General features: G+C 61.7%; 27 protein-coding genes and 1 tRNA gene. 8 read left to right on the top strand and 20 right to left on the bottom strand.

The annotated features are described in order from the left end of the window. Window positions 1–2: 2 nt before the first annotated feature. Window positions 3–1307, bottom strand: coding sequence for an adenylosuccinate lyase (gene purB, locus ACXAED_RS17005; RefSeq protein WP_475051670.1), 1305 nt, complete (start codon window positions 1305–1307; stop codon window positions 3–5). Window positions 1308–1393: 86 nt separating this feature from the next. On the opposite strand from purB, the gene ACXAED_RS17010 reads away from it, so the two are divergent. After that, the gene (locus tag ACXAED_RS17010; RefSeq protein ID WP_475051671.1) at window positions 1394–1741 is read left to right on the top strand and encodes a hypothetical protein; all 348 of its coding nucleotides are present in this window, start codon (window positions 1394–1396) and stop codon (window positions 1739–1741) included. 72 nt (window positions 1742–1813) lie between these two features. Here ACXAED_RS17010 and ACXAED_RS17015 read toward each other — a convergent pair whose 3' ends face one another. Beyond that, window positions 1814–2071, bottom strand: a complete 258-nt coding sequence (locus ACXAED_RS17015; RefSeq protein ID WP_475051672.1) for a DUF6455 family protein — start codon at window positions 2069–2071, stop codon at window positions 1814–1816. Between the two features lie 248 nt (window positions 2072–2319). Beyond that, window positions 2320–3552 (bottom strand): bifunctional alpha/beta hydrolase/OsmC family protein, encoded by a 1233-nt coding sequence (locus tag ACXAED_RS17020; protein ID WP_475051675.1) that lies wholly within the window; start codon window positions 3550–3552, stop codon window positions 2320–2322. Window positions 3553–3710: 158 nt separating this feature from the next. Between ACXAED_RS17020 and ACXAED_RS17025 the strand changes: the two genes are divergently transcribed. Beyond that, entirely contained in the window at window positions 3711–4196 is a 486-nt protein-coding gene (locus ACXAED_RS17025) for an NUDIX hydrolase (protein WP_475051676.1), read from the top strand. 68 nt (window positions 4197–4264) lie between these two features. Here ACXAED_RS17025 and dddP read toward each other — a convergent pair whose 3' ends face one another. Further along, window positions 4265–5608 carry a dimethylsulfonioproprionate lyase DddP gene (gene dddP / locus ACXAED_RS17030; RefSeq protein ID WP_475051677.1) on the bottom strand — a complete coding sequence of 448 codons (1344 nt, stop codon included), beginning with the start codon at window positions 5606–5608 and terminating at the stop codon, window positions 4265–4267. A 149-nt stretch (window positions 5609–5757) separates the two neighbouring features. Between dddP and ACXAED_RS17035 the strand changes: the two genes are divergently transcribed. Next, window positions 5758–6531 carry a heme-dependent oxidative N-demethylase family protein gene (locus ACXAED_RS17035; protein WP_475051678.1) on the top strand — a complete coding sequence of 258 codons (774 nt, stop codon included), beginning with the start codon at window positions 5758–5760 and terminating at the stop codon, window positions 6529–6531. Here the strand turns inward: ACXAED_RS17035 and ACXAED_RS17040 are convergent. The 3 genes from ACXAED_RS17040 to ACXAED_RS17050 form a co-directional block, all read right to left on the bottom strand. Beyond that, window positions 6528–7562 (bottom strand): hypothetical protein, encoded by a 1035-nt coding sequence (locus ACXAED_RS17040; protein ID WP_475051679.1) that lies wholly within the window; start codon window positions 7560–7562, stop codon window positions 6528–6530. The genes ACXAED_RS17035 and ACXAED_RS17040 overlap by 4 nt on opposite strands. Window positions 7563–7699: 137 nt before the next feature. Next, a complete protein-coding gene (locus tag ACXAED_RS17045; RefSeq protein ID WP_475051680.1) occupies window positions 7700–8494 on the bottom strand; it encodes a lytic murein transglycosylase in 795 nt (264 codons plus the stop codon). 94 nt (window positions 8495–8588) lie between these two features. Then, window positions 8589–9836 (bottom strand): Hsp70 family protein, encoded by a 1248-nt coding sequence (locus ACXAED_RS17050; protein WP_475051682.1) that lies wholly within the window; start codon window positions 9834–9836, stop codon window positions 8589–8591. A 228-nt stretch (window positions 9837–10064) separates the two neighbouring features. Here ACXAED_RS17050 and ACXAED_RS17055 point away from each other — a divergent pair, with 228 nt between their 5' ends. Then, a complete protein-coding gene (locus tag ACXAED_RS17055) occupies window positions 10065–11540 on the top strand; it encodes a methyl-accepting chemotaxis protein (RefSeq protein ID WP_475051683.1) in 1476 nt (491 codons plus the stop codon). Window positions 11541–11621: 81 nt separating this feature from the next. Here ACXAED_RS17055 and glnA read toward each other — a convergent pair whose 3' ends face one another. Both glnA and ACXAED_RS17065 read right to left on the bottom strand, forming a co-directional pair. Then, window positions 11622–13028, bottom strand: a complete 1407-nt coding sequence (gene glnA / locus ACXAED_RS17060) for a type I glutamate--ammonia ligase (RefSeq protein ID WP_475051684.1) — start codon at window positions 13026–13028, stop codon at window positions 11622–11624. A 46-nt stretch (window positions 13029–13074) separates the two neighbouring features. After that, entirely contained in the window at window positions 13075–13413 is a 339-nt protein-coding gene (locus ACXAED_RS17065) for a P-II family nitrogen regulator (protein ID WP_008554830.1), read from the bottom strand. 171 nt (window positions 13414–13584) lie between these two features. On the opposite strand from ACXAED_RS17065, the gene ACXAED_RS17070 reads away from it, so the two are divergent. Continuing rightward, complete coding sequence (locus ACXAED_RS17070) at window positions 13585–15204, top strand: NAD(P)H-hydrate dehydratase (protein ID WP_475051686.1); 1620 nt, start codon at window positions 13585–13587, stop codon at window positions 15202–15204. Window positions 15205–15210: 6 nt separating this feature from the next. Here the strand turns inward: ACXAED_RS17070 and ACXAED_RS17075 are convergent, their stop codons facing one another. After that, on the bottom strand, window positions 15211–15738 hold the full coding sequence (locus ACXAED_RS17075; RefSeq protein ID WP_475051688.1) for a Hint domain-containing protein: 528 nt from the start codon (window positions 15736–15738) through the stop codon (window positions 15211–15213). A gap of 220 nt (window positions 15739–15958) precedes the next feature. Between ACXAED_RS17075 and ACXAED_RS17080 the strand changes: the two genes are divergently transcribed. Then, window positions 15959–16043 (top strand) — tRNA-Leu (locus tag ACXAED_RS17080). A 96-nt stretch (window positions 16044–16139) separates the two neighbouring features. Here ACXAED_RS17080 and ACXAED_RS17085 read toward each other — a convergent pair. The 9 genes from ACXAED_RS17085 to ACXAED_RS17125 all read right to left on the bottom strand — a co-directional run bounded on the left by ACXAED_RS17085 (window position 16140) and on the right by ACXAED_RS17125 (window position 20903). Next, window positions 16140–17150, bottom strand: coding sequence for a site-specific integrase (locus ACXAED_RS17085; protein ID WP_475051689.1), 1011 nt, complete (start codon window positions 17148–17150; stop codon window positions 16140–16142). Further along, window positions 17144–17347 carry a helix-turn-helix transcriptional regulator gene (locus tag ACXAED_RS17090; protein WP_141890462.1) on the bottom strand — a complete coding sequence of 68 codons (204 nt, stop codon included), beginning with the start codon at window positions 17345–17347 and terminating at the stop codon, window positions 17144–17146. The genes ACXAED_RS17085 and ACXAED_RS17090 overlap by 7 nt, the downstream gene beginning before the upstream one ends. Window positions 17348–17418: 71 nt before the next feature. Next, window positions 17419–18237: a YfdQ family protein gene (locus ACXAED_RS17095; protein WP_260003763.1), complete on the bottom strand. Its 819-nt coding sequence runs from the start codon at window positions 18235–18237 to the stop codon at window positions 17419–17421. Between the two features lie 25 nt (window positions 18238–18262). Beyond that, window positions 18263–18598, bottom strand: a complete 336-nt coding sequence (locus ACXAED_RS17100; protein ID WP_260003764.1) for a hypothetical protein — start codon at window positions 18596–18598, stop codon at window positions 18263–18265. A 23-nt stretch (window positions 18599–18621) separates the two neighbouring features. Next, window positions 18622–18900, bottom strand: coding sequence for a hypothetical protein (locus ACXAED_RS17105; RefSeq protein WP_475051690.1), 279 nt, complete (start codon window positions 18898–18900; stop codon window positions 18622–18624). A gap of 148 nt (window positions 18901–19048) precedes the next feature. After that, window positions 19049–19426: a hypothetical protein gene (locus ACXAED_RS17110; protein ID WP_475051692.1), complete on the bottom strand. Its 378-nt coding sequence runs from the start codon at window positions 19424–19426 to the stop codon at window positions 19049–19051. 228 nt (window positions 19427–19654) lie between these two features. Next, complete coding sequence (locus ACXAED_RS17115; RefSeq protein ID WP_475051693.1) at window positions 19655–19924, bottom strand: hypothetical protein; 270 nt, start codon at window positions 19922–19924, stop codon at window positions 19655–19657. Between the two features lie 318 nt (window positions 19925–20242). Further along, on the bottom strand, window positions 20243–20446 hold the full coding sequence (locus tag ACXAED_RS17120; RefSeq protein ID WP_475051695.1) for a hypothetical protein: 204 nt from the start codon (window positions 20444–20446) through the stop codon (window positions 20243–20245). 91 nt (window positions 20447–20537) lie between these two features. Next, window positions 20538–20903: a helix-turn-helix domain-containing protein gene (locus tag ACXAED_RS17125; RefSeq protein WP_475051697.1), complete on the bottom strand. Its 366-nt coding sequence runs from the start codon at window positions 20901–20903 to the stop codon at window positions 20538–20540. 87 nt (window positions 20904–20990) lie between these two features. On the opposite strand from ACXAED_RS17125, the gene ACXAED_RS17130 reads away from it, so the two are divergent. Beyond that, on the top strand, window positions 20991–21212 hold the full coding sequence (locus ACXAED_RS17130) for a helix-turn-helix domain-containing protein (protein ID WP_475051699.1): 222 nt from the start codon (window positions 20991–20993) through the stop codon (window positions 21210–21212). After that, window positions 21209–21532, top strand: a complete 324-nt coding sequence (locus tag ACXAED_RS17135; protein ID WP_475051701.1) for a hypothetical protein — start codon at window positions 21209–21211, stop codon at window positions 21530–21532. The genes ACXAED_RS17130 and ACXAED_RS17135 overlap by 4 nt, the downstream gene beginning before the upstream one ends. Before the next feature lie 29 nt (window positions 21533–21561). On the opposite strand, the gene ACXAED_RS17140 is transcribed toward ACXAED_RS17135, so the two are convergent. Then, window positions 21562–22179: a type VI secretion system-associated protein TagO gene (locus tag ACXAED_RS17140; RefSeq protein ID WP_475051703.1), complete on the bottom strand. Its 618-nt coding sequence runs from the start codon at window positions 22177–22179 to the stop codon at window positions 21562–21564. Window positions 22180–22280: the final 101 nt, after the last annotated feature.

Raw genomic sequence — 22280 nt, forward strand, 5'->3', positions numbered from 1 at the left:
GCTTACTCGCCGAACACGCGCTTGAAGATCGTGTCGACGTGCTTGGTGTGATAGCCCATGTCGAATTTTTCGTTGATCGCTTCTTCGCCGAGGGCGGCGACCACATCGGCATCGGCCAGCAGCAGCTCGCGGAAATCAACGCGCTCTTCCCAGACCTTCAGGGCGTTGCGCTGCACCATCGCATAGGCGTCTTCGCGGCTGACGCCAGCCTGGGTCAGAGCCAGCAGAACCCGTTGCGACATCACCAGACCCGGGAATTTGTTCATGTTTTCCAGCATGTTTTCCGGGAACACCAGCATCTTGTCGACAACGCCGGCCAGGCGGTTGAGCGCGAAGTCCAGGGTCACAGTGGCGTCCGGGCCAATGCCGCGCTCGACGGAGGAATGCGAAATATCGCGCTCATGCCACAGCGCCACGTTCTCCATCGCCGGGATCACGGCCATGCGCACCAGGCGCGCCAGACCGGTGAGGTTCTCGGTCAGGACCGGGTTTTTCTTGTGCGGCATCGCGGAGGAGCCTTTCTGGCCCATCGAGAAGAATTCCGCGCCTTCCAGCACCTCGGTGCGCTGCATGTGGCGGATTTCCACGGCAATGTTCTCGATCGAGGACGCGATAACGCCGAGGGTGGCAAAGAACATCGCGTGACGGTCGCGCGGGATCACTTGGGTGGAGATTGGTTCGGGGCGCAGGCCCAGCTGCTCGCAGACGTGCTCTTCAACAGCCGGGTCGATGTTGGCAAAGGTGCCGACCGCGCCGGAGATCGCGCCGGTGGCCACTTCCCAGCGGGCCTTTTCCAGGCGGTTCTTGTTACGGTCCATCTCGGCATAGAAACGGGCAAAGGTCAGGCCCATGGTGGTCGGCTCGGCGTGGATGCCGTGGCTGCGGCCGACGCGCACGGTGTTCTTGTGCTCCAGCGCGCGTTTCTTCAGGGCTGCCAGCACCTTGTCCATACCCTCCAGCAGGATGTCGGCAGCGCGCACCAGCTGCACGTTCAGGCAGGTGTCCAGCACGTCAGAGGACGTCATGCCCTGATGCACAAACCGGGCTTCTTCCGAACCCACATGCTCAGCCAGGTGGGTGAGGAAGGCGATCACGTCATGCTTGGTCACGGCCTCGATTTCGTCGATGCGGGCGACGTCGAACTCCACGTCCTTGGCTTTCCACACCGCGTCTGCGTTCTCGCGCGGGATCACGCCCAGATTGGCCATGGCTTCGCAGGCGTGGGCCTCGATCTCGTACCAGATCTTGAACTTGGTCTCGGGCGACCAGATTGCGACCATCTCGGGGCGGGAATAGCGGGGGATCATGGGCGAAAGCACCTTTATGTGATTGTGCAGCAGATGCCCGGCCTCTTAGATCAGCAAAGGCAAGACAGCAAGGCTGGGAGGGTAGCATGAGGCAGATTGCCCTGATGATTGCGGTATCATTGGCGGTTTCACAGGTCTGCGCGTCGGAATGGCTGGTGCTGACTGGGGATGAAGTGCAAGCGGCGCTGGAAGGGCGCAGGCTTGTGTATGGCGACGGTGCTTGGCAGGAGTTCAGTGCGTCGGGCCGCACGCTTTATCATATGGGCCACGACAGCTGGGGCTATTGGGGAGTGCGCGATGGAAAATATTGCTCCAGCTGGCCGCCGTCGGACCTTTGGGCCTGTTATACGCTGGAAAGCGACGGTCAAGCGGTACGGTTTTCCGGCGAGGGCGGGGACATCGCCACGGGGCGCTATGCTGACCCTGAGGGCTGAGCGGGCGCAAGGGCATAATCGCGTCAAGATCCAGCGGCGAGCGGCTGTCTTGAATGGCCGGGCAGGCCGCGGTCAGCTTTCTCGCAAATGCGCCAGCAGCCGGGCATTGCGGCAGTAGGGCGGCGGCGCGTCCAGGTCTGTCACCTCACGTTGCAAACTGCTGCAGCCGTCCTGATTGCTGCAGGTGCTGCAGCGCAGGACTGCGCGCATGTATTTCCGGCCCTGCGCCTGCGGGTCCGCGGCAACGATGTCGCCATAGTCTATGCCCAGACGGCTGGCCATGCCCTGCACCAGGTCGCCGCTCCGGGCTAGTCTTGCAAAAAGTCCCATGTCTTTCCTCCCGTGCCCGGCCAGCGCCGGACTGGAAACAGCATGGGCGGGAATGCGCGGCGGCACGTTGATTTGGCGCAAACTTCAACGGCAGGCTGGGGCTCCCGCCTGCGCTGCGGCCTTCTGACGAAGGCCTGCCGCAGTTGGGCCCGGCGCCGCGCCTTGCGCGGCGCCGGGCCCAAGGCCGCTGGCGGTGCAGGTTTCCTGCACGGCCGGGGCGCGGGAGCACCGCCGGAAATTGCCGGGTGTCAGGCTTCAGCCTGTTCCGTTGCCTCCAGCCGGGTCACAACCCTGGCGCCGCTTTCCAGGGTGCGGTGCACCGGGCATTTGTCGGCAATCTCCAGCAGCCGGCTGCGCTGTTTCTCGCTCAAGGGGCCGCACAGCCGCACCACCCGGGTGAATTGGTCGATCTTGGCTGGCCCGGAGGGCAGGGCGTCCTGGGCGTGCACTTTATCGTGGCTGACATCAACGCTAATCCCTTCCAGCGGCCAGCCCTTGCGCCGGGCATACATCCTGAGCGTCATCGACGTGCAGGCGCCCAGGCCCGCAGCCACGAACCCGTAGGGGGACATGCCGCGGTTGGTGCCGCCATAGGCCAGCGGCTCGTCAGCCAAAGCGTGGTGATAGGGGCCGGATTGCACATCCTGCAGAAACCCGCCCGGGTCCGCCTCCGTCACCCGCAGGATACCTTCCGGTGCACCGGGTGGCGGCGCGGGCGGGGTCATGCCGATATAGCGCCCGGCCCAGGCCGCGATCACTTCTGCAGCATACTCCGCGTCCGCAGGGCGCGAGATCAGGTGGTCGGCATCGTCCAGAGTAACAAAGCTCTTGGGATGCTTGGCGGCGGCGAAGATCGAACCGGCATTGTCGATGCTCACCGTCTCATCCCTCGGCGCGTGGAGAACCAGAAGCGCCGCCTTCAGTTCTGCAATCGCGGGCGCCAGCGCCTCGGCTTTGATATCCTCGACAAACTCCTTGCCGATCACAAAGGGCCGCCCGGCCAGACAGACCTCTGCGCGGCCCTTGGCCTCGATCTCCGGCAGGGCTGCATCGAAATGGTGCGAGACATGGCCAGGATCAAACGGCGCCCCCAATGTCACCACGCCTTTGGCCGAAGGGATCCCGGCACGCGCGCGCAGCACAGCGGCACCGCCCAGCGAATGGCCGATCAGCAGCGAAGGCGCCATGTTGCGTGAGGCCAGATACTGCGCCGCCAGGATCAGGTCTGCCACGTTGGAGGTGAAAGTGGTGTTGGCAAACTCACCTTCGGAGTGGCCGAGGCCGGTGAAGTCGAAGCGCAGCACTGCAATCCCCATCGCCGCCAGCCGCCCGGCAATCCGCCGCGCGGCGGGAATGTCCTTGGAGCAGGTGAAGCAATGGGCAAAGAGGGCGGTCGCCAGCACCGGCCCGTCGGGCAGGTCGAGACGGGCAGCAAGGGTATTTCCGGCGTGGCCGGTGAATGAAATCCGTTCCATGGGCATTGGCGTGGCCTTTATTGGGTGATCCGCATAGATTGAGCGCGCAACGTGGCCTGAACAAGGCAGCAGCCCCCAACGTCACGGGAAGGTGAAGCCAGATGAGCAGCAGTACCATAGAGGGCATCGGATGTTTCAGGCCGCAGTGCGGGCGGGACCGGCAGATGTGGCAGCGGTTGGCGGACTTCTGCGCCAGCGAACGCCAGGCCTTCGGCCGCAATCCGGAAACCGGCCACGTGACCGGATCCGCTTTTGTGCTGTCGCCTGACAGGAAGAGCGTGCTGCTGACCCATCACAAGAAGCTTAACCGCTGGCTCCAGCTGGGCGGCCATTGCGACGGCATTGCCGACGTGCCCTTCGTGGCGCTGAAGGAAGCCTATGAGGAAAGCGGTCTGTCGCGGATCAGGCTCTTGTCCACGCAGGTGTTCGATGTCGATATCCACGGGATCCCTGCAAGTACCCGCGACTGCGCGCATCTGCATTACGATGTGCGATACCTGTTTCAGGCCGCGGCGGGGGAGATCGCTGCCAGCGATGAATCCCACGCCCTGGCCTGGGTGCCGCTGGATCAGCTGGAAGAGGTAACCGATTCGCCCGGTGTGCTGGTCCTGCGGGAGAAGCTGGCGCGGTTCCTGAGCCGCTATTGTTAAGGCGTGGCGCCTGACGGCGCCGCAGGCTGTCCCGGCCCCTCCTTGCGGGAGGGACCGGCATTTGGGCGTTACGCTTCTCCCAGCAGTGCCTTGTCGAACGGGTAGGTGGTCAGGTTCTCATAGCCGTCCTCGGTGATCAGCACCTGGTCTTCCAGTTTGATCGAGAAGTCGCCGCCCTCGGGCGACACCAGCGCTTCGACACAAAGCACCATGCCCGGCTCAAGCACATAGTCAAAGGCGCCCTCGACCATCTGGTCCGGATAGGCGACCAGCGGCCACTCATCGCAGAGGCCGACGCCGTGCATCATGCAGCCGTATTTCTGTTTCTGGAACTCTGCGTCCAGCGCGTGGCAGCCCTTGGAGAGCTCCTGGATGTTCACACCCGGTTTCAGCATTTCCATGTTGTACCGGATGTGCTCCAGCCCGTGCTGCATGGCATAGATCATGTCGGGGCGCGGTTTCCGGTCGCCGATCCACCAGCTGCGGGAGATGTCGATGCAAATCCCGTAGGAGCCGACCAGATCGGTGTCGAAGCTGATCATTTCGTTGTTTTTGATGATGCGCGGCCCGCATTCCTGGAACCAGGGGTTGGTGCGCGGACCAGAGGCGAGAAGGCGGGTTTCTATCCATTCGCCGCCGCGGCGGATGTTTTCCGCGTGCAGTACCGCCCAGACGTCATCCTCGGAGATATTGCCGCCCGGGATCTGCTCACGGGCGAACGTTTCCATCGCCGCCACTGCGGTTTCGCAGGCGTGGTGGGCGCATCGCATCGCCAGAATCTCGTCCGGGCCTTTCACCGCGCGGCATTTCTCGGTCAGCTCTTCGCCGGGGAAGATCTCCAGCCCCTGTGCTTCCAGCGCCCGGAGCCCGTGCAGCATCACCTTGTCGACCGCCAGCCGCTTGTTGCTGCCGCTGTGCTCCTCCAGCAGGATGCGCACCTCGTTGGAGAACTTATCGGCGGCCACGTCGATCTTGTCGCCGCGGTCAAAATAGAACAGGTCCGCGCCCGCGCGCTGTTCCCGCACCAGCGGGTTGAATTCGCTCAAGAAAGGCGACTGCTTGTAATCCCACAGCACCATGTAGCCATCGGCGCAGATCAGCAGGGCGCGGAACGGGTTGTGGGTGTTCCACAGCTGCATGTTGGTGGAGTTGGTCGCATAGCGGATATTGAGCGGGTCGAACACCAGAAGGCCGCCATAGCCGCGGTCGTTGATGAAACGGGTCAGCCGCTCCCAGCGGAATCTGCGCATGGCCTGCAGGTCCGGCAACTGCAGCCCGGCCTCTGCCCATTCGCCGAAAGCCAGCCGGGTCGGGCCGATCTCGACACGGTCGTTGTCGTTCGGGGTGTTGTCGCCCAGCCTGTCACCGCGAGTTGGGTCGATTTTGCGGATGTCGCGGTAGTGCTCGTTCATGCGTGGCCTCCGTCGCTGCACAGTCCTGTCCAATGTGCCGCCTGCGGCCGGGGGAATCGCGGCAGAAAGCGACGGGTTTTCCGGTCGTTTCTGACCTAAGATGCAACGTTGCGGCTGATTCCCGGCGGTTGGAATGCTATCGCAGAAGGATGAAAGCGATTCTGCAGAAGACCATTCCCTACAACCCGCTGGAGGAGAAGAAACTCCCCGGCATTCAGCCGCTTGCGCCTGATGGCTGGCTGGCGGCGGATGATGCCTATGCAGGCCAGATGGCAGAGCGGGAGCGGCTGCTGTCCACCCGGCGGGACGAGGTCCTGCGGCTGGACGCCAGCGCGATGGCAGCGGCGCAAGAGCTGCTGCAGATGGCGCTGGATGCGATGGATTCCGGGGCTGAAGATGCAGCGCTGCGGCTGGATGGCGTGCGGGTCGCGGTCGACTGGGAGGATCCCTTGGGAACCTTGGGCCGGATAGCGCAGCAGGATTTCTGCATCCTGCAGAAACCGGACGGGGCGGAGGAACATGTTCTGACCGGTGCGGTTTTGTGTTTTCCGGCAAGCTGGACGCTGGCGGAGAAATTCATGCGGCCATTGACCGGCATTCATGTGCCGGTGGACAGCTATGACGCGGGCATCGCTGCGCGGGTACAGCGGTTGTTTGACGGGGTGCAGGCGGGCCTGCCGCTGTGGCGGTTCAACGCGCTGTGGTACCGGGACCCGGCGCTATACCAGCCGCGCAGCCAGTACGCTCCGCGTGAAAAACCGGACGCCAGCAGGGCCTGGTATCTGCGAAGCGAAAAGCAGGTGATCCTGCGGCTGCCGCAGACCCGTGCTGTGGTGTTTGCCATCCACACCCACGTGCTTGCGCGGGCGGATGTGATGCGCCAGTGGGGTCCCCGTCAAGAGGACCCTGCGGCGCGGCCTTAGGGGAACAGCGGGCGTGCGGCCTGCACCATGCCTGCGCTGTCCAGGAACAAGAACAGAGCGGCCAGCAGAAGCAGATGGCTGACAAAACGCAGCCGGCGGCGCGGCGCGATGCTGAAAGCGGCCAGAGCCGGGACCTGCAACTGGCTGCTCCAGCCGCTTGGCTGCGGTCCGGCCTGCAGCGGCCTGCGGCTTCGGGCGCGTGCTCGTTCGGCTGCGGCCGAGGCACCGGGTCCTGCTGCACGGTTTACTGCATCTTGAAAAGCGCGTTCGCAGTGGGCCTCAAGCGCAAGCGCGGCTTGGTCTACCGGTGCAAAGCAAGCGCGGCCGCGGGGACGCTCTGGTCGCGGCTGCCTTGGCTGGCTGGTTTCAACAGAGGTTTCTGCCTGGCCGGATACCGCGGGTTGAGGTGCGAACACGCTCAGGAACTGGTCGCAGGTCAAAGCGACCTCAGTATCAAGCCACTCGACGGAGGTGGCTTCGACAGCGGAAAGCAGCCGCCGCAGTACCTCAGCCAGCAGCATCTCGGTGATCTCGCGGTCGCAATGCTCCGGATGAACCGGGGACAGCGACACTTCCAGCAGTGCCGAGGGCTGCAGCATGCTTCCGGTGAGACGGCTGGAGCGCCGCAGCGGAACCCGGCGCAGGCGTACAGTGACAAAGTAATGATCGCATTGCAGCCGGGCGGCATTCTCGGCGCGGGCCTCGATGGTTTCCGCGGAATGGCCAAAGTCTTCGAGCGTGTCCACCACCGCGGAAACCGCAGCGGAAAGGGTTTCTTGATCGCGGCTTTCCAGCCCAAGCCTGCCCGTAAATTGCACGTTCTTTGCCACCGTCCGGATCCTCCATTCAGGGTGCCGATAAAAGAAGAATAAAAATTGAAGGGGTTCAAAGTGGGGCAGAAGATTAGGCCGTGCGGGAAACTGTGCAAACAGAAAAAGGGCAAATGAGGCAGTTCTTAAGTTTCTGAATCTAAACGGTTTAACACTGGTCCTGCTGAAAATAGGACCCCAAATGCGGCTCAACTGTGGCATCTGCGGAACACATTGATGCCCTAGAGCTTACAATGAAGCGGGAATTGCCTGCACTGTTCCTGGCGTGATTTACAACTGCGCCTCCCGCCCGCGCCGGGGACGGCGGCAAGTGCAGCGATAAACGATCGCTGCCGCGGTCAGCCGTCGATCTGGCGTCCCATGATCGCCAGCGATTGCTGATAAACAGTGGCGGCGTTCCATTGCTTAAGAACGGGGTAATTCGGCTCGCCTGGCTGATAGCCTTTGCCGGGCTTCCAGCCCTTCTTGCGCAGGTAATAGGCGGTGGAGGCCAGGGCATCACCCATGTTGTAGAAATCCACCCGGCCGTTGCCGTCCCAGTCCTGGCCGTATTGCAGGGCATTGCCGGGAAGAAACTGGGTGTGGCCCAGCTCGCCGTGCTTGGCACCAAGCGTGCCAGGGGTGATGGCACCCTGATCCACCAGCTTCAGCGCCCCCAGCGCATGCGGGCGGAAGAAATCGGAGCGGCGGCAGTCGTAGGTCAGCGTCACGATTGCTGAGACCACCTGGCTGTCGCCCATGTAATTGCCAAAGGCTGTCTCCATACCGTGGATGGCAATCAGCACACCCGCGGGCACGCCGTACTTTCGTTCCAGTGCGGCGTAGAAGTCGGGATTGCGCGCCTTGCGCTTGCGGCCCTGCGCCACGATGGTGGCAGAGCCGCGGACCTGCATGAACTTCTCCAAAGAGTATTTGAAACTCTTCTGGTTGCGGTCGGCGGCGATGGTGCGGCGGGCGTATTGCGCATTTGCCAGTGCTTGCAGCCCGGCTTTACGCACCCCGGCACGTTTGGCCTCGCGGCTGAACGCCTGTTTCCAGGCATCAAACCCGGCAGAGGTATTGCCGCAGGTCGCAGCCACGGCGGGAGAAGCAAGAAAGGCGGAAATCAGGGCAGGGGCAATCAGCCGGCGCATGAATAGAACTCTCGAAATGTGACTCGTGTTCCTGCAGCCTAGCGTGACTGTGGCCCATGTCTAACGGGAAATCCTGCGATTGGTTCCCATCCGCCTAGGTAAAGGCCGTCCCCGCTGCCAGTGCCAGACCGTCGGCAACCGCTGTCATGGCATTTTCCGTCTCGACACGCGCATTTGGACACAAAGACCGCATCTCAGCCTGCACCGCCGCCAGCAGCGAAGAGCCGCCGACCATGACAATCCGGTCAACTTGCGCCCCCTTGAGACCTGACTGATCCAGGGTTTCTGCGGCACAGAGGCCGATGGACCGGGTCTGTTCCGCCAGCGTTTGGTTCATGTCCTCGGCGGGCATCGGAACCGACAATCCGCGCTGCAATAACTTGAGGTCGATTGCTGCCGTGTTCTCAGCGCCATTGGCGCGGATCTTGCCGCGCTCCACCGCAAAAGCCAGTTCGTGCCCCAGCTCATCTTCCAGCACGGCCACCAGCCGGGCGAGCTTTTCGGGCTCAACCGCATTTGCGGCCAGGTCCTGCGCGGCGCGGCGGTTTTCGGGACTGTAAAGGAAGGGGATCAGCTGCCAGGTGGCCAGATCGTTGAACAGCCGGTTCGGCGCGGGCAGGCTGCCGCCGCCGAAGGTGTTGCGGATCTGGCTGCCGCGCCCCAAGAGCGGCATCACATGATGAATGCTCAGCTGCCTGTCGAAATCGGTGCCGCCCAGACGAACCCCGTGCGAGGCCAGGATACGAGCCGAGCCATCCGCGTCCAGCTCGAACGCGGTAAAGTCTGACGTGCCGCCGCCGATGTCGACGATCAGCCCCAGCCCCGGCGATGGGGCAGCGGCGCGCAGGGCGGCTTCGGGTTCGTACATGAACATCACGTCTTCAAAACCGGCCTCAAGATAGCAGGCGCGCAGGTCCTTTTCCGCCTGTGCATCTCGGTCTGCACTTTTGGAGTGGAACCGCACCGGCCGCCCGGACAGCGCATGGGTGAACTGCATGCGGGTGGCCGCCTCGGCGCGCCGTTTCAACTCTGCCAGGAAACGGGCGATGATCGTGGCAAAGCTGATCCGCTCGCCGCCCAGCCGCCGCTCCTCATGCAACAGGGAAGTGCCGAGAAGGCTCTTGAGCGCGCGCATGAACCGGCCTTCCTCGCCGCTGATCAGCGCTCGCGTGGCGCTGTGGCCGATCCGCATCTGCCGGGAGTCCTCTGCGAAGAACACCGCTGTGGGCAAGGTCTGTTCGCCAGGTTCCATCTCCACCAGCCAAGGGCGCCCTGCGACGGCGATGCCGGCTGCGGAGTTGGAGGTGCCGAAGTCGATACCAAGAGTGCTGGGGGCGGTCATGAGGGAGATCCTGTACGCAAACCGGAGCGGGCCCGGCTATAGCATAAGACAATCGCGATCAAGGCGAATCATCCCCTTATGCGGCTGAAAGATGCACTTGGGCGGATTGCCGCAGGAGGTACAAGTCCTTCAAAACCCTACAGTAAAGCCTGCGTAAAAAGATCTTAATTCCTGAATGTCACCGTTTAAACGCCTGCCGCCCAGAGCAGGTTGTTTGGAGTTCGGAAGATGAGTAAAACTGATTACCAGCGCATCATCTCAAAATTTGCGCTTGATGGAGACCATCAGAAAGACCTGGCACGCGCGAGCAAAATGCTAGTGCCTTACTTCGATGTAATCCTCGACAAATTCTATGATTTTGCCCGGGCTGACAGCGAAGCCAGCAAGTTCTTTCCCGACGAGCAGATCCTTACCCATGCCAGAACCGCGCAAAAGCGGCATTGGGAACTTCTGCTGCGGGGCGACTTCCCGGAGGAGTATTTCGCTTCGGCCGAACGCGTCGGAAGTGTTCATTTTAAGATCCAGCTTCCCTTCGAGCTGTACCTGTCTGCCTATTCACGGGCAACATCGCATATCCAGCAGGTTCTCGGCGAAAAGTTCGGCGCCGTAGTAACCCCCGGTGGGCGGCGCAAGCTGTTTGCGATGCTGGGGGCTCTGAACCGCGTCTTTGCGCTGGATACCTATTTCGTCATCGACGCCTATTTTGCGGCGCAGCGCGCCGAACAGGACACAGCCTTTGACTATATCACTGCCGGGATCGAGCGGATGGAGGCCCGTGATCTGTCCCAGAAGATCCCAGCGCCCGGCGAGAGCGATTATCCCCAGCGTTATGATCAGGTGCGGGTGACCTTCAACCGGCTGATGGGAAGCCTGGCAGGCGTAATTGGCAGCATCCAGGACTCGGCCACGGGCCTGAACAGCACAGCCGGCGAAATTTCCGACGCTGCGCAGGAATTGTCCCAGCGGACCGAAACCCAGGCCGCAACGCTCGAGCAGACAGCGGCGGCCGTTGAGGAGATAACCGCCAGCATGCGGACGTCGGCCGACGCGACCCAGGAAACCAGCAGCGTGGCCGCCACCGCGCAAGCCTGCGCAGAAGACGGCTTTTCCGTGGTGACCGATGCGGTGAAAAAGATGAAGGAAATCGCCGACTCCTCGGAAAGAATTTCACAGATCATCGGTGTGATTGACGACATTTCCTTCCAGACCAACCTGCTGGCGCTGAACGCCGGGGTCGAGGCCGCCCGTGCGGGCGAAGCGGGGCGCGGCTTTGCGGTTGTCGCTTCTGAGGTGCGCGGGCTTGCGCAGCGCGCCGCTGTATCGGCCAAGGAGATCAAGGAACTGATCAATATCAGCTCAGGCCACGTGGACAAGGGCGTTTCGCTGGTGGACCGGGCAGGCGAGGTGCTGAACCGGATTGTGACTGACGTAAAGAAAGTGTCGGAATTGTCGGCGTCGGTCTCGGCCTCGGCGGGCGAGCAGACCACCGGACTGACTGAGATCAACACAGGGGTTTCGCATCTGGACGGGGTCACCCAGCAGAACGCGGCCATGGTTGAGCAGACGACGGCCGCCACGGTGACAATGCGCCAGGATGCGCAGTCGCTTGCTGACCTGGTCAGATCCTTCGATGTCGGGCAGACAGCCGGCCCGATTGCCGCCGGAGACGGGGACGCTGGCGGCAGCCTGCGTCTGGCCGGCTGATGCGGTGATCCGCCGTATCCCAGCGGCACAGACAGAAAAAGGCGCCCCTTGGGGCGCCTCTTCCTTTGTAATTTCAGCGGCTTAGCAGCTGTAGTACATGCCGAACTCAACCGGGTGCGGGGTGTGCTCGTACTTGTGGACCTCTTCCATCTTCAGCTCGATGTAGCCGTCGATCTGGTCCTTGGTGAACACGTCGCCCTGCAGCAGGAAGTCGTGGTCGGCGGCCAGCGCGTCGACGGCTTCACGCAGCGAGCCGCAGACGGTCGGGATGCCTTCCAGCTCTTCGGCCGGCAGATCGTACAGGTTCTTGTCCATGGCTTCGCCCGGATCGATCTTGTTGCGGATGCCGTCCAGACCGGCCATCAGCAGTGCTGCAAAGCACAGGTAGGGGTTCGCCGCCGGATCGGGGAAGCGGGCCTCGACGCGCTTGGCTTTCGGGCTTTCGGTCCACGGAATACGCACACAGCCGGAGCGGTTGCGGGCGGAGTAGGCGCGCAGAACCGGTGCCTCGAAGCCCGGGATCAGGCGCTTGTAGGAGTTGGTGGACGGGTTGGTGAAGGCATTCAGCGTCTTGGCATGCTTCAGGATACCGCCGATGAAGTACAGCGCTTCCTGGCTGAGGTCGGCATATTTGTCGCCTGCAAACAGCGGCTTGCCGTCTTTCCAGATCGACATGTTCACGTGCATGCCGGAACCGTTGTCGCCATAGATCGGCTTCGGCATGAAGGTTGCCGATTTGCCGTAAGCGTGCGCCACGTTGTGAATCACGTATTTGTATTTCTGCAGCTCGTCGGCCTGTTTGGTCAGCGAGTCAAAGATCAGGCCCAGCTCGTGCTGGCAGGAGGCCACTTCGTGGTGGTGCTTGTCCACCTTCATGCCCAGGCGCTTCATGGTCGACAGCATCTCAGACCGCAGGTCCTGCGCTTCGTCGGTCGGGTTGACCGGGAAGTAGCCGCCCTTCAGGCCCGGGCGGTGGCCCATGTTGCCCATTTCGAACTCGGCGTCGGTGTTCCAGGAGCCGTCGGTTGCGTCAACCTCGTAGGACACCTTGTTGATGGTGTTGGAGTAGCGCACGTCGTCGAACAGGAAGAATTCCGCTTCCGGGCCCATATAGGCCACGTCGCCGATGCCGGAGGACTTCAGGTAGGCCTCGGCCTTCTGGGCGGTACCGCGCGGGTCACGCTCATAGGCTTCGCCGGTGTCCGGCTCCACGATGGAGCAGTGCAGGCACAGGGTCTTTTCCGCATAGAACGGGTCGATGTATGCGGACTCGGTGTCTGCAACCAGTTTCATGTCGGAGTTTTCGATCGACTTCCAGCCGGCGATCGAGGAGCCGTCGAACATGAAGCCTTCTTCCAGGAAGTCTTCGTCGACCAGGTCCACATCCACGGTCACGTGCTGCAGCTTGCCGCGCACATCGGTGAAGCGGATGTCGACATAGGCGACGTCCTCGTCCTTAAGTGTCTTGAGAACTGCGTCTACGCTCATTCCCTCGGTCCTTTTTGTAGAGATGTAAGGATTTTCGTTGAAGTCTTTAGAGTGCGTCCGGGCCGGTCTCGCCGGTACGGATGCGGATCGCTTGCTCGACGGGCGAGACAAAGATCTTGCCGTCGCCGATCTTGTCGGTCTTGGCAGCATCGACAATGGCTTCAATCGCCTGGTCGACCTGATCGTCGTCCAGCACAACCTCGACCTTCACCTTGGGCAGGAAGTCGACCACATATTCGGCGCCGCGGTAGAGCTCGGTGTGGCCTTTCTGACGGCCAAAGCCCTTCACCTCGATCACCGAAAGGCCTTGGACGCCAACGTCCTGCAACGCTTCCTTCACCTCATCCAGTTTAAAAGGCTTGATGATGGCTTCGATCTTTTTCATCGGCTTTGGCTCCTCGCAAGCTTGTTGGAGGTGTCATTTCACTTCTAAATGAAGGCAGCAATGCACAGCTGTGCGGCTGCGGCAATTGTGGGCAGGATTTGATCGTGACTGCCCAAAAATTAAGCACTGCGCCCGGAAATTGCGCAGAATTGAATCGGGGAAGGGCAAAACATGACCGAACTGCTGACCGCAGCCCAGATGCGGGCCATTGAGCAGGCCGCCATAGAGTCCGGCGAGGTGACCGGGCTGGAACTGATGGAGCGCGCCGGGCAGGGGGTGGTTGAGGCCATCTTTGAGGAATGGCCGGAGCTGGCAGAAGAGCGAGGGGCCGGCCCCTCGCGCTCCCCGGAGTATTTGGGGAAAGATGAAGGGGCGCGCCGGGCGGTGGTTCTGTGCGGGCCGGGCAACAATGGCGGTGACGGCTTTGTGGTGGCGCGGCTGCTGAAGGAGCGCGGCTGGGAGGTAGAGGTGTTTCTTTATGGAGACCCGGCCAAGCTGCCGCCGGATGCGAAGGTGAATTATGAGCGGTGGCGGGAGATAGGGGCGGTGCGGCCGCTTTGTGAGGAAGTGATTGATGCTGGAGAGGGTGCAGATCTGGTGGTTGATGCGGTCTTCGGCACAGGGCTGGCGCGGCCGTTTCTGGATCACGGCGAGGTTCAAAGCGAGCTGAACCTGTGGCAGGCCGCTTCCAGCCGTGGCGCGGCCCCGCGGGTTGTGGCAGTCGATTTGCCCAGCGGCGCTTGCGCGGATAGCGGGCTGTACCTGGGGTGCGCGGGTGAAAACCCGTTCGATGCAGCTGTGATGGCAAATCTCACGGTGAGCTTCCACCGGGCAAAGCTTGGGCAATTCCTGTCTGTCGGCGCGGAAGGGTGCGGCAAAGTTGTTGTGAAGGACATTGGCCTTGCTGACAGGGGCAGCCCCGCGGTGCCGGGCGAAGTGGTGACGCTTGCGGCGCCATCTGCCGGCGGCAAGGCGGCGGGGCATAAGTACACCCACGGCCATGCCCTCGTCCTCTCTGGCGGTCATGGCAAAACCGGCGCCGCCCGGCTGGCTGCCCGCGGCGCGCTTCGGATCGGGGCTGGGCTGGTCACCGTCGGCTCGCCGCGCTCGGCGATGTTTGAAAACGCCGCCAATCTGACCGCCATCATGCTGCGCCAGATCGACGGCGCGCATGGGGTCAGCGAGCTCCTGGAGGACAAGCGTTTCAATGCGGTCTGCCTCGGCCCTGGCCTGGGCCGCGGCGCCGATACCCAGGCGCTGGTGATGGCGGTGCTGAAGGAAAATCGCGCCACCGTGCTGGACGCCGACGCGCTCACGAGGTTCGAGCTGAAACCCGAGGCGCTGTTTGAGATCCTGCACGGGAATTGTGTGCTGACCCCGCATGGCGGCGAATTCGCCAAACTGTTCCCGGACCTGGCGGACAAGCTGAACTCGCCCGCCACCTCAGGCCCGGCCTATTCCAAGGTGGACGCCACCCGCGAGGCGGCGAAGCGCGCGGGCTGCGTGGTGCTGTTCAAGGGGCCGGATACGGTAATCGCCGCGCCGGACGGGCGCTGCTCAGTCAATTCCGCCCATTACGAGCGCTCCGCGCCCTGGCTTGCCACAGCCGGATCTGGAGACGTGCTGGCGGGGTTCATCACCGGATTGATGGGGCGCGGCTTCTCCCCGATGCAGGCAGCGGAAACCGCCGCCTATCTCCACGTCGAATGCGCGCTGGAATTCGGCCCCGGCCTGATTGCCGAGGACCTGCCGGAGCAGATCCCCGCGGTGTTCCGCAAGCTTGGGATGTAAGCAGGCTCAAGCCGCCGGGCGCAGGTTCTCTTGCGGCGCGGCGGCTGCCGCCAGCTCAAGGCCGCCTGCATAGATCACATGCGGACGGGAGAACTCCAGCACCGTCAGCTCCATCATCTGCAGGCCCAGGTCGCGGATGAATTCGCCGTCCACCAGCTCATAGGCCGGCACCACCGCCTGCGGCTGGCTGAACATCGCCTTGGCGCGCCAGTCGCGGATCAGAATGCGCTGGTCCCAGGGCACGGTCAGATCATCTTCACACCGGGTGTCGCCCAATGACCCGGCGGTGATGCAAACTGCCTGCAGCATGGCACGGCGGGTTCGCACGGCTTCGACCTGGGCCATGCCTTGGGTGCGGGTGATCAGGCTGTCGCCTGCTTTGATGTCTTCTGCGGGACGCTCGCCCTCCCGGGTCAGCACGATGGTTCCGCGCAGCAGGCTGATGTTCTGGCTGCCTTGAAACAGGCGCCGGGGCTGCGTCTGGCCGCGCGCCGCCAGTTGCGCGCGCAGGGCCGCATTTCCAAACGGTTTCATATTATTGCTCGCTTTGTCTGCCTCAGACTTTTTTGCCAAGCTACGGCAGAACCGGATTCCAGGCCCAGCCTTTCGCGGCAAAAATCCGCTCATTGTTGCAATTATGCGGACGGATTGTTGCCGATCTGCACATCGGCATCCGGGCCGCGTTTTCCTCTCGCATCCCCCGCCAAGCTTTGCTATTCAGCGCGTCACGCGGCGGGCCTGACCCGGCGCACGTGCGGGTGTGGCGGAATTGGTAGACGCACCAGATTTAGGTTCTGGCGCCGCAAGGCGTGGGGGTTCAAGTCCCTTCACCCGCACCATCTTGATTTTAAAAGAATAACTTGGGTTGTATCGCGCGGAATGCGGCGGGTGAACCAGAGCGTTTTACACTTCGTTTTACACTCTTGGTTCTGTTCTTATTCCGTTTTTGTTCTGTTCCGGCGCAGCTGGGCCGTTTTGGACAGCTGCTTTTGCCTGGCTTGCTGGCGGTACTTTTTGACCATCTCCAACGACTTGTGGCCGGTCACAGACTGAATTTCTGTGTCGGAACAACCGGCCTCTGCCAGCTCTTTCGCGGCGGTGTAGCGCCAGCCGTGGATAACAAAGTCCTCGGCCTCGATCTTCTTGCGGACCTCGGCCACAAGGCTCTGAGCGCGCCTTTTGCTGAGGTGCTGGGTCAGGTTTTTGGCCAGGATGTGTTTCCCAGTGCGCGGCAGGAGCTCTAGGAAGGATTGCAGCCGCTCCGGGCAGAAGATTGAAAGCCGGGCGCCGGTTTTCTCCTGCACAACGTCCATATAGCCGCCCTGGAAGTGCGCCCATTCCATGGCAACCACATCGCCGATGCGCTGTCCGGTGCCGATGCAGAGTTCATAGATCGCGCGCTCAATCGTCAGGCCATGCTGCTCGCAGTAGCGCTCAAATGCCGCCAGCTTTGGTTCCGGCCAGGCTTCATAGCTGCCGCCTTTGAGTTTCTCGACGCCCTGGGCAGGGTTGGCGGTGATCCATTCCAGATCAATCGCGTGACGGGCCAGAATTGAAAGCTGTTCGATCATGGCATTTGCCTTGCGCCATTGGTCTGCATACTTGTCCCGTGCTGCGATAACGTGCTTGCGGCGCAGTTTGGTGAAGTCCTTTGGACCGTTCTTTTCGCGGAGCAGTTCCAGCGTGCGGCGGTACTCGGCTTTGGTGCTGGCTTTCAGCCCTTTGAAGCGCGGTGTCTGGTAGTAACTGGTAATCACAGCGTCAAAGGTGGTTTTGACAGTCCCCTGGTGCTGGCCGGACCTGATGGTCCAATACTCCCGGTCAAATTCCTCGCTGTCAGGATCGTCGGGCAGGCGGATCAGGGTCTTTCCCTTCCGAAAATACCAGTAGTCTTTTCCGCCGCGCGCGATGCGGGCCAAGTAGGGTTTTGAGTTCTTCTTTACCATTCGAAATCTTCACTCAGCATGGCGCCTGAGCTAATCGCTTCAAGCTGTTTCACGGACCAGCGTTCAACCTTGCCGCCGATCTTGACCGGCTTGGGCAGGCTGCCCGCTGCCACCAGAGCGCGGAATTCCTTAAGCGGCATATCCAGCATCTTAGCTGCTGTGCTTTCGCGCGCTAGGATTGGGTTTGCTGTGGCCACGAAATTCGCCTCCTGATTTCCGTCGATGCCCCCTCGATCGATGAGGGGGCAGAAAGAGAAACTCGATGGGGTTAGGACGTGCGGCCGAAGTAATAGGGGCGGCCGGTGTTCTCGGCTGTCTGATGGGCCATCGCAGCAAAGGTGGCCTGGCGCATGTATTCGACGCGGTGCCAGCGGAAGCCCAGCATCAGGCCGCTGGCGGTGGGCCGGAAGCGGAACTTGGCGCGAATATCGGCCGGTTCCTCGCCCTGATAGAGCGGGATGCAAAGGCCGATTTCCGTGGGCACCGTCATGTCGCCTTTGACCTTGGTTTCATCCTCGTAGACGAAGGTGCGGTCGCCGTTTTCCAGCCGGATGCCGCTCTTGAAAGAAACGTCCTGGGTGGCTTCGAGGTCGCGGCAGATTTCCAGCATCACTGAATGATCCGGGTCGCTGATATCTGCAACGTTCTCTTCGATGAACAGGGCGAATGCCTCCTGAGAATGCATTTCGCCTTCCATCTTGTTCCAGCGGTCGTATTCCTCGCTGTTGCGCAATTTCAGCGTTGCTGTGTGAGATGCGTGCTGGCGCTGCAGGTCGGTGCTGTTGTCATTGTGCCAGTCCAGGTGCGCACGGATCAGCCCGGCGTCATAGTCCGCGATCAGGATCGATCGGCCATCGCTGAACCGGTTGACGTAGTTGGTCAGGGATTCCCGGTCGTCGAGGATAACGGCCTGGCTGATGTGCTCGGGCAGGCGGTTCGGGTCGGAAATATCCTTGAGGTCGAAGCCCTCGGGGATGAAGGCGTGCTGCCGTCCGTCAGGGCCGGTAATTACCGGGTTCGCCAGCCGGGCGGCTTCAATCGCTGTGTCCATTGCTTGTTTGGGCAGGTTCGCGTCGGTGTTCTGCATTGTCTGTTCCTTCAGTTGCAGGGGATCATTCAGCGGCGGCAGGGCGCCGTCGCTCAATTTCGTCTTCAATGTCCATTTGGTTCGGATCGCGGCGGCTGAGGCGGCCTTCGTCGTCCGCGAAATAGATGCCGGTGCCCATCTGCCGGTGCGGTGTTTTGGAGCTGATCTTGGGCGTGCATTCGATCTGGCCCGCCTTGTTCCGCTTGAAGGGCAGCTTGATTGTGATTTCACCATCGCCACCAGTTTCGGCCATCGCGCTGATTACCTTCTCAAGGTGTTCGTCAGCTTCATGCAGGAGCTGGCCGCGGCGGAATGACTGAAGGAATTCGAGGAAGTTGATTGTGTGGTTGGGCAAGGGCATGTCGTGTCCTCTGTTGGTTCGGGTTAAGGGCGCGGGGTTGCGAGTTTGCCGGTCCATGCGTCGAATTCGGTGCGCAGGGCCTGGAAACGGTCGGCGGCGGTTTGGTCGTGCAGCAGCTCGCAGCGGCTGGTGACCTTGCAGACCTGGCGGACGTATTCCGCCGCGCCGCCTTGGGTTAGCTGCTTATCCGGGTAGCCGCAGCGTTGGGCTGCGAAGGTCTGAAACCGCGGGTCATTGCAGAGGATGCCTGCCTGCGTCGACGGCGGCAGATCCTCAAAGCGCTTTTTCTGTTCCGTGGGCATTGGCTTGCCTTTCTGCAGGGCGGGCGCGGCGCGGCTTCGTGAGTGGTGGACTTTGCCGCGCCCGGCGGATCTGGCGGGGTTCGGTTTCTGGAAAAGGGCCGGGGGTGGTTCGGGACGTGCCCCCGGCCAGTCTGCTGAGGCGCAGGTTTCAGATGGCCTCGGCAACTTGCGTGTCTGCGGGTGGCAGCGGAGCCGCGCCGTTGTACGGGCAATCCGGGCGGCCATCGGTGGCGCGGCGGGTGCCGTCGAGGGTGTGGTGGACTTGCGCGGCTCGCATCCACGCGTCCAGGGCAGCCGGCATGCCATCCCCGGAGGCGGAAACGCCCAGCAGGGTCACATACCAGCGCGTGGCTTCGAAATCGAAGCGGTCGCCGGGATCGGTGCTGCCCGGGGTGATCTTGCCGCCCAACTCCTGCAGCAGCATCGCTTGGCCGAAGCGGCATCGGGAGCGCATAGCGCGTTCGGCGGTATAAAGCTCCTGCGGGGTGCAGGGTCGGGCGGCGGTCAATGTGGAATGCATCTGCATGCGGGATCCTGATCATTTGTGCGCGGGCAGCGGATGGGTTGGAGGATTGCGCCGCCCGCGCTGATCCGCGCCGCAAGACGGGCGCGAAACCTCAATGAAAAGCGGCGCGTCAATCCTCCGTCACGCGCCGCTTTCGGCTATTATGGGTGGGGTGGTGCCCTTGGGTTCGCCCGGCCGGTGTTGCCGGTTTCAGCCGTGGCTCCGTGGGTGGCGGAAGCGGCCTGTGCGTCAGGCTGCATTGCGGCGCTGCACCGGTATATTCTTCTCTGCGATGAGGGCGCGCACCTTGGCTCCGACGCGCGCAAGGGTTTGGTCTGTCGGCTCGGGTGCGGGTTCCGGGCGGTCGATCAGATGAGCCGCGCGCAGGCGTGCCGGGTCAAAGCCTTGTCCGCGGGCGGCCTTCATGGCGGCCCATGCCTGGGTGAACAGGGCGGTATCGTGCAGGTAGTGTTCCGGTGATCCGACGATCTGGCGGGCGGTGTGAGTAATGTCTTGCATTCAATCCTCCATCGGTTGATAGGAGAAGAACTACATAGTACAAATAGCCTATGTCAATACGGTAATAGTCCAAAAATACTACTTTGTGGTACGGAAGGGCTGCGCGCGCGTTGGGTATTGAAATGAAAAACCCCGCGCAATGCGGGGTTCGCGTAAAGGAGAGATCAGGTGGATGACGGGAAATTGAAGGCCGGAGCGCTTGTGCCGGTGCCCCTGGGGGAGGTTGTCGTGCATATCGACGGCGCAATCCTGTGCGTGTCAGATCATGTCCGAATACGCTCTGATGGCTCCGAGGTTCGGGAGTGGCGGGCCTACGACTTAGTCCCGCGGTGTCAGGACGACACCGGTCTTCACCACCTCAAACGTGCCGTCTCGTTTAAAGTTGCAGCGATCACCGTCGCTGGTGATGAGATCAGTGCGTCCCAGGTTTCCTGACGGGCGGGGGTGGCCCCATTCGTGGATAGTGTAGACGCGCCCGTCGCTGCCGTCTGCGGTGATGGTTTTAAGGCGTTTAGGGGTCATTTATGTCCTCTATTAGCACGGAATTGAATGATAAAATGGAGTTTTCTCCCGGGTGGGTAACCGGAGACTTAAGTGTTGTCAGATTACGAAATTATTGTTCATCTTCGCCGTATTCTCGCTGAGACTGATCCGCAGCGTCAGCAAGACCTCGTCCATAGCCTAGTAGCTGCTGGCGCAGGTGTTCGGGCAGCCTCATCACTAGGCGAGCTATCTCTTTCTCTTCTTCGGTCCTCGCATCGCTGAGGAATTCTTCAAGCGTCGTTCCGAGGGCGGCGCATATCTTGCGGGCGGTATCAATGCGAGGGCTTCGCTTGTCTGCATTCTTGAACATCCCGCGAATGGCGCTGTTGTTTAGGCCTGCCTTGACGGCAAGCCCGGCCTCGGTGAGATCAGGATCTTCGTCAATCACTTGGCGAAGTTTCCGCAGAAATGGCTCTTTGATGTCGTCTGGGGTCATGGTTGTAATCAGAAAAGGTTTTTTGCCCTATTTCCATCGGACAATTGAACTTGACCGAAGTAGTACTAATGAACTACCACCTGTGGAATGGAGCAGTTTCTTTCACAGATCCGCAACTATGCGGAGGCTATTGGGGTAAAGCCCTCGACCGTCATTCAGAAGGCGGGTGCGGGCGGCGGTGCAACCTGGGGTCGGTGGGAGAGCGGGGAAAGCAGCCCGACGCTGCACACCGTCGACAAGATCCGCAAGCATATGGCGGACAACCCGCCACCTGCCGGTGATGCGGTCCCGGCGGAGGCGGCAGCATGAACCGCCCCAGCCTGACCCTGATTGTGAACAATGATGTGCCATGCGCTGAGCGTGGCGCGGCAGCCAGTCAAAAGTCTTGGTCAAATCAGTTTGACCCATATGCGCTGAAGGCTAGCGCGCCTGATCTTTGGTCGGCCTACTTCCGCGCCCGGTTCCGCAGCCCGCGCGAGGTTGCGCTGTTCTGCGATGTGAGCTTTCAAACCGCGCTGAACTGGTGGGGTGCGGTCACTGCCCCGGCCAGCCACATCGCGCTTCTGGTCATGCTGACCGATCCGGGCGCGGCAGCGTTTTTCGGTGATGCGTTGGCGAGTGCAGCGTGATGAGCAATGCCTGTCTATATAGTGGTCAATTACCAGCCGCATTCCTTCCGCAATGGTTCGATCGCCTCTTCAATGCCGGTAATATCGAACCGCGCAACAACTTTGCTTTGGCCGTAGGGAGTGAAACGGAAGATTGCGCGCTCGCTTCCAGTCATTGCCTTTATGAATGGAATGGCTTTGCTGCCGGTCCAAAGGCCAAGAGCCGCGTTATCAGTGCTGGCATCAAATTCCCGAGTGTGAGCGGGTTTGTCGCCAAAGCGATATTCTACCCGCCCGTACCCGCCCACGCCGGAAGCCAAGTGGCAATCGGTTGCAATGTAGATCGCAGTGGTGTTCTCGGAACAACGCAAGAGGAGCGTTGCCTTTTGTGCCGCTCCGTAGCTTCTGCACGACAACTCATTTTCGGACTGAAGCGAGGCATAAACATCTGTTGTGTCTTTGAACTCAGACTTGTCGACCCGGACATTCCAGTTGCCTTCGGGCGGTTTACTGACTGTTTGAGTGGGTGTCACACCGGCCTCTTTGTCATAGCAGGCGAGGCGATCCAAATCATTCTCAATCGCGGCGCAGGCGTTGGCGAATGTAGTGGTAGGGGACGTGGTTGCTGCGAGCATCAAGGCAGTTGCAAGGTGCCGTACAGAAGGCATCAAAGAATCCTTTTCGTCAATTTGTTGGCTCCCGCAAAAGGTGCAGGCAAACGGCGCGGCGGACAAGTCCCGGTTGTCTGTGAAGGTTTTGCAGGTGCTGT

The sequence above is a fragment of the Leisingera sp. ABM4_103 genome, assembly GCF_056158685.1.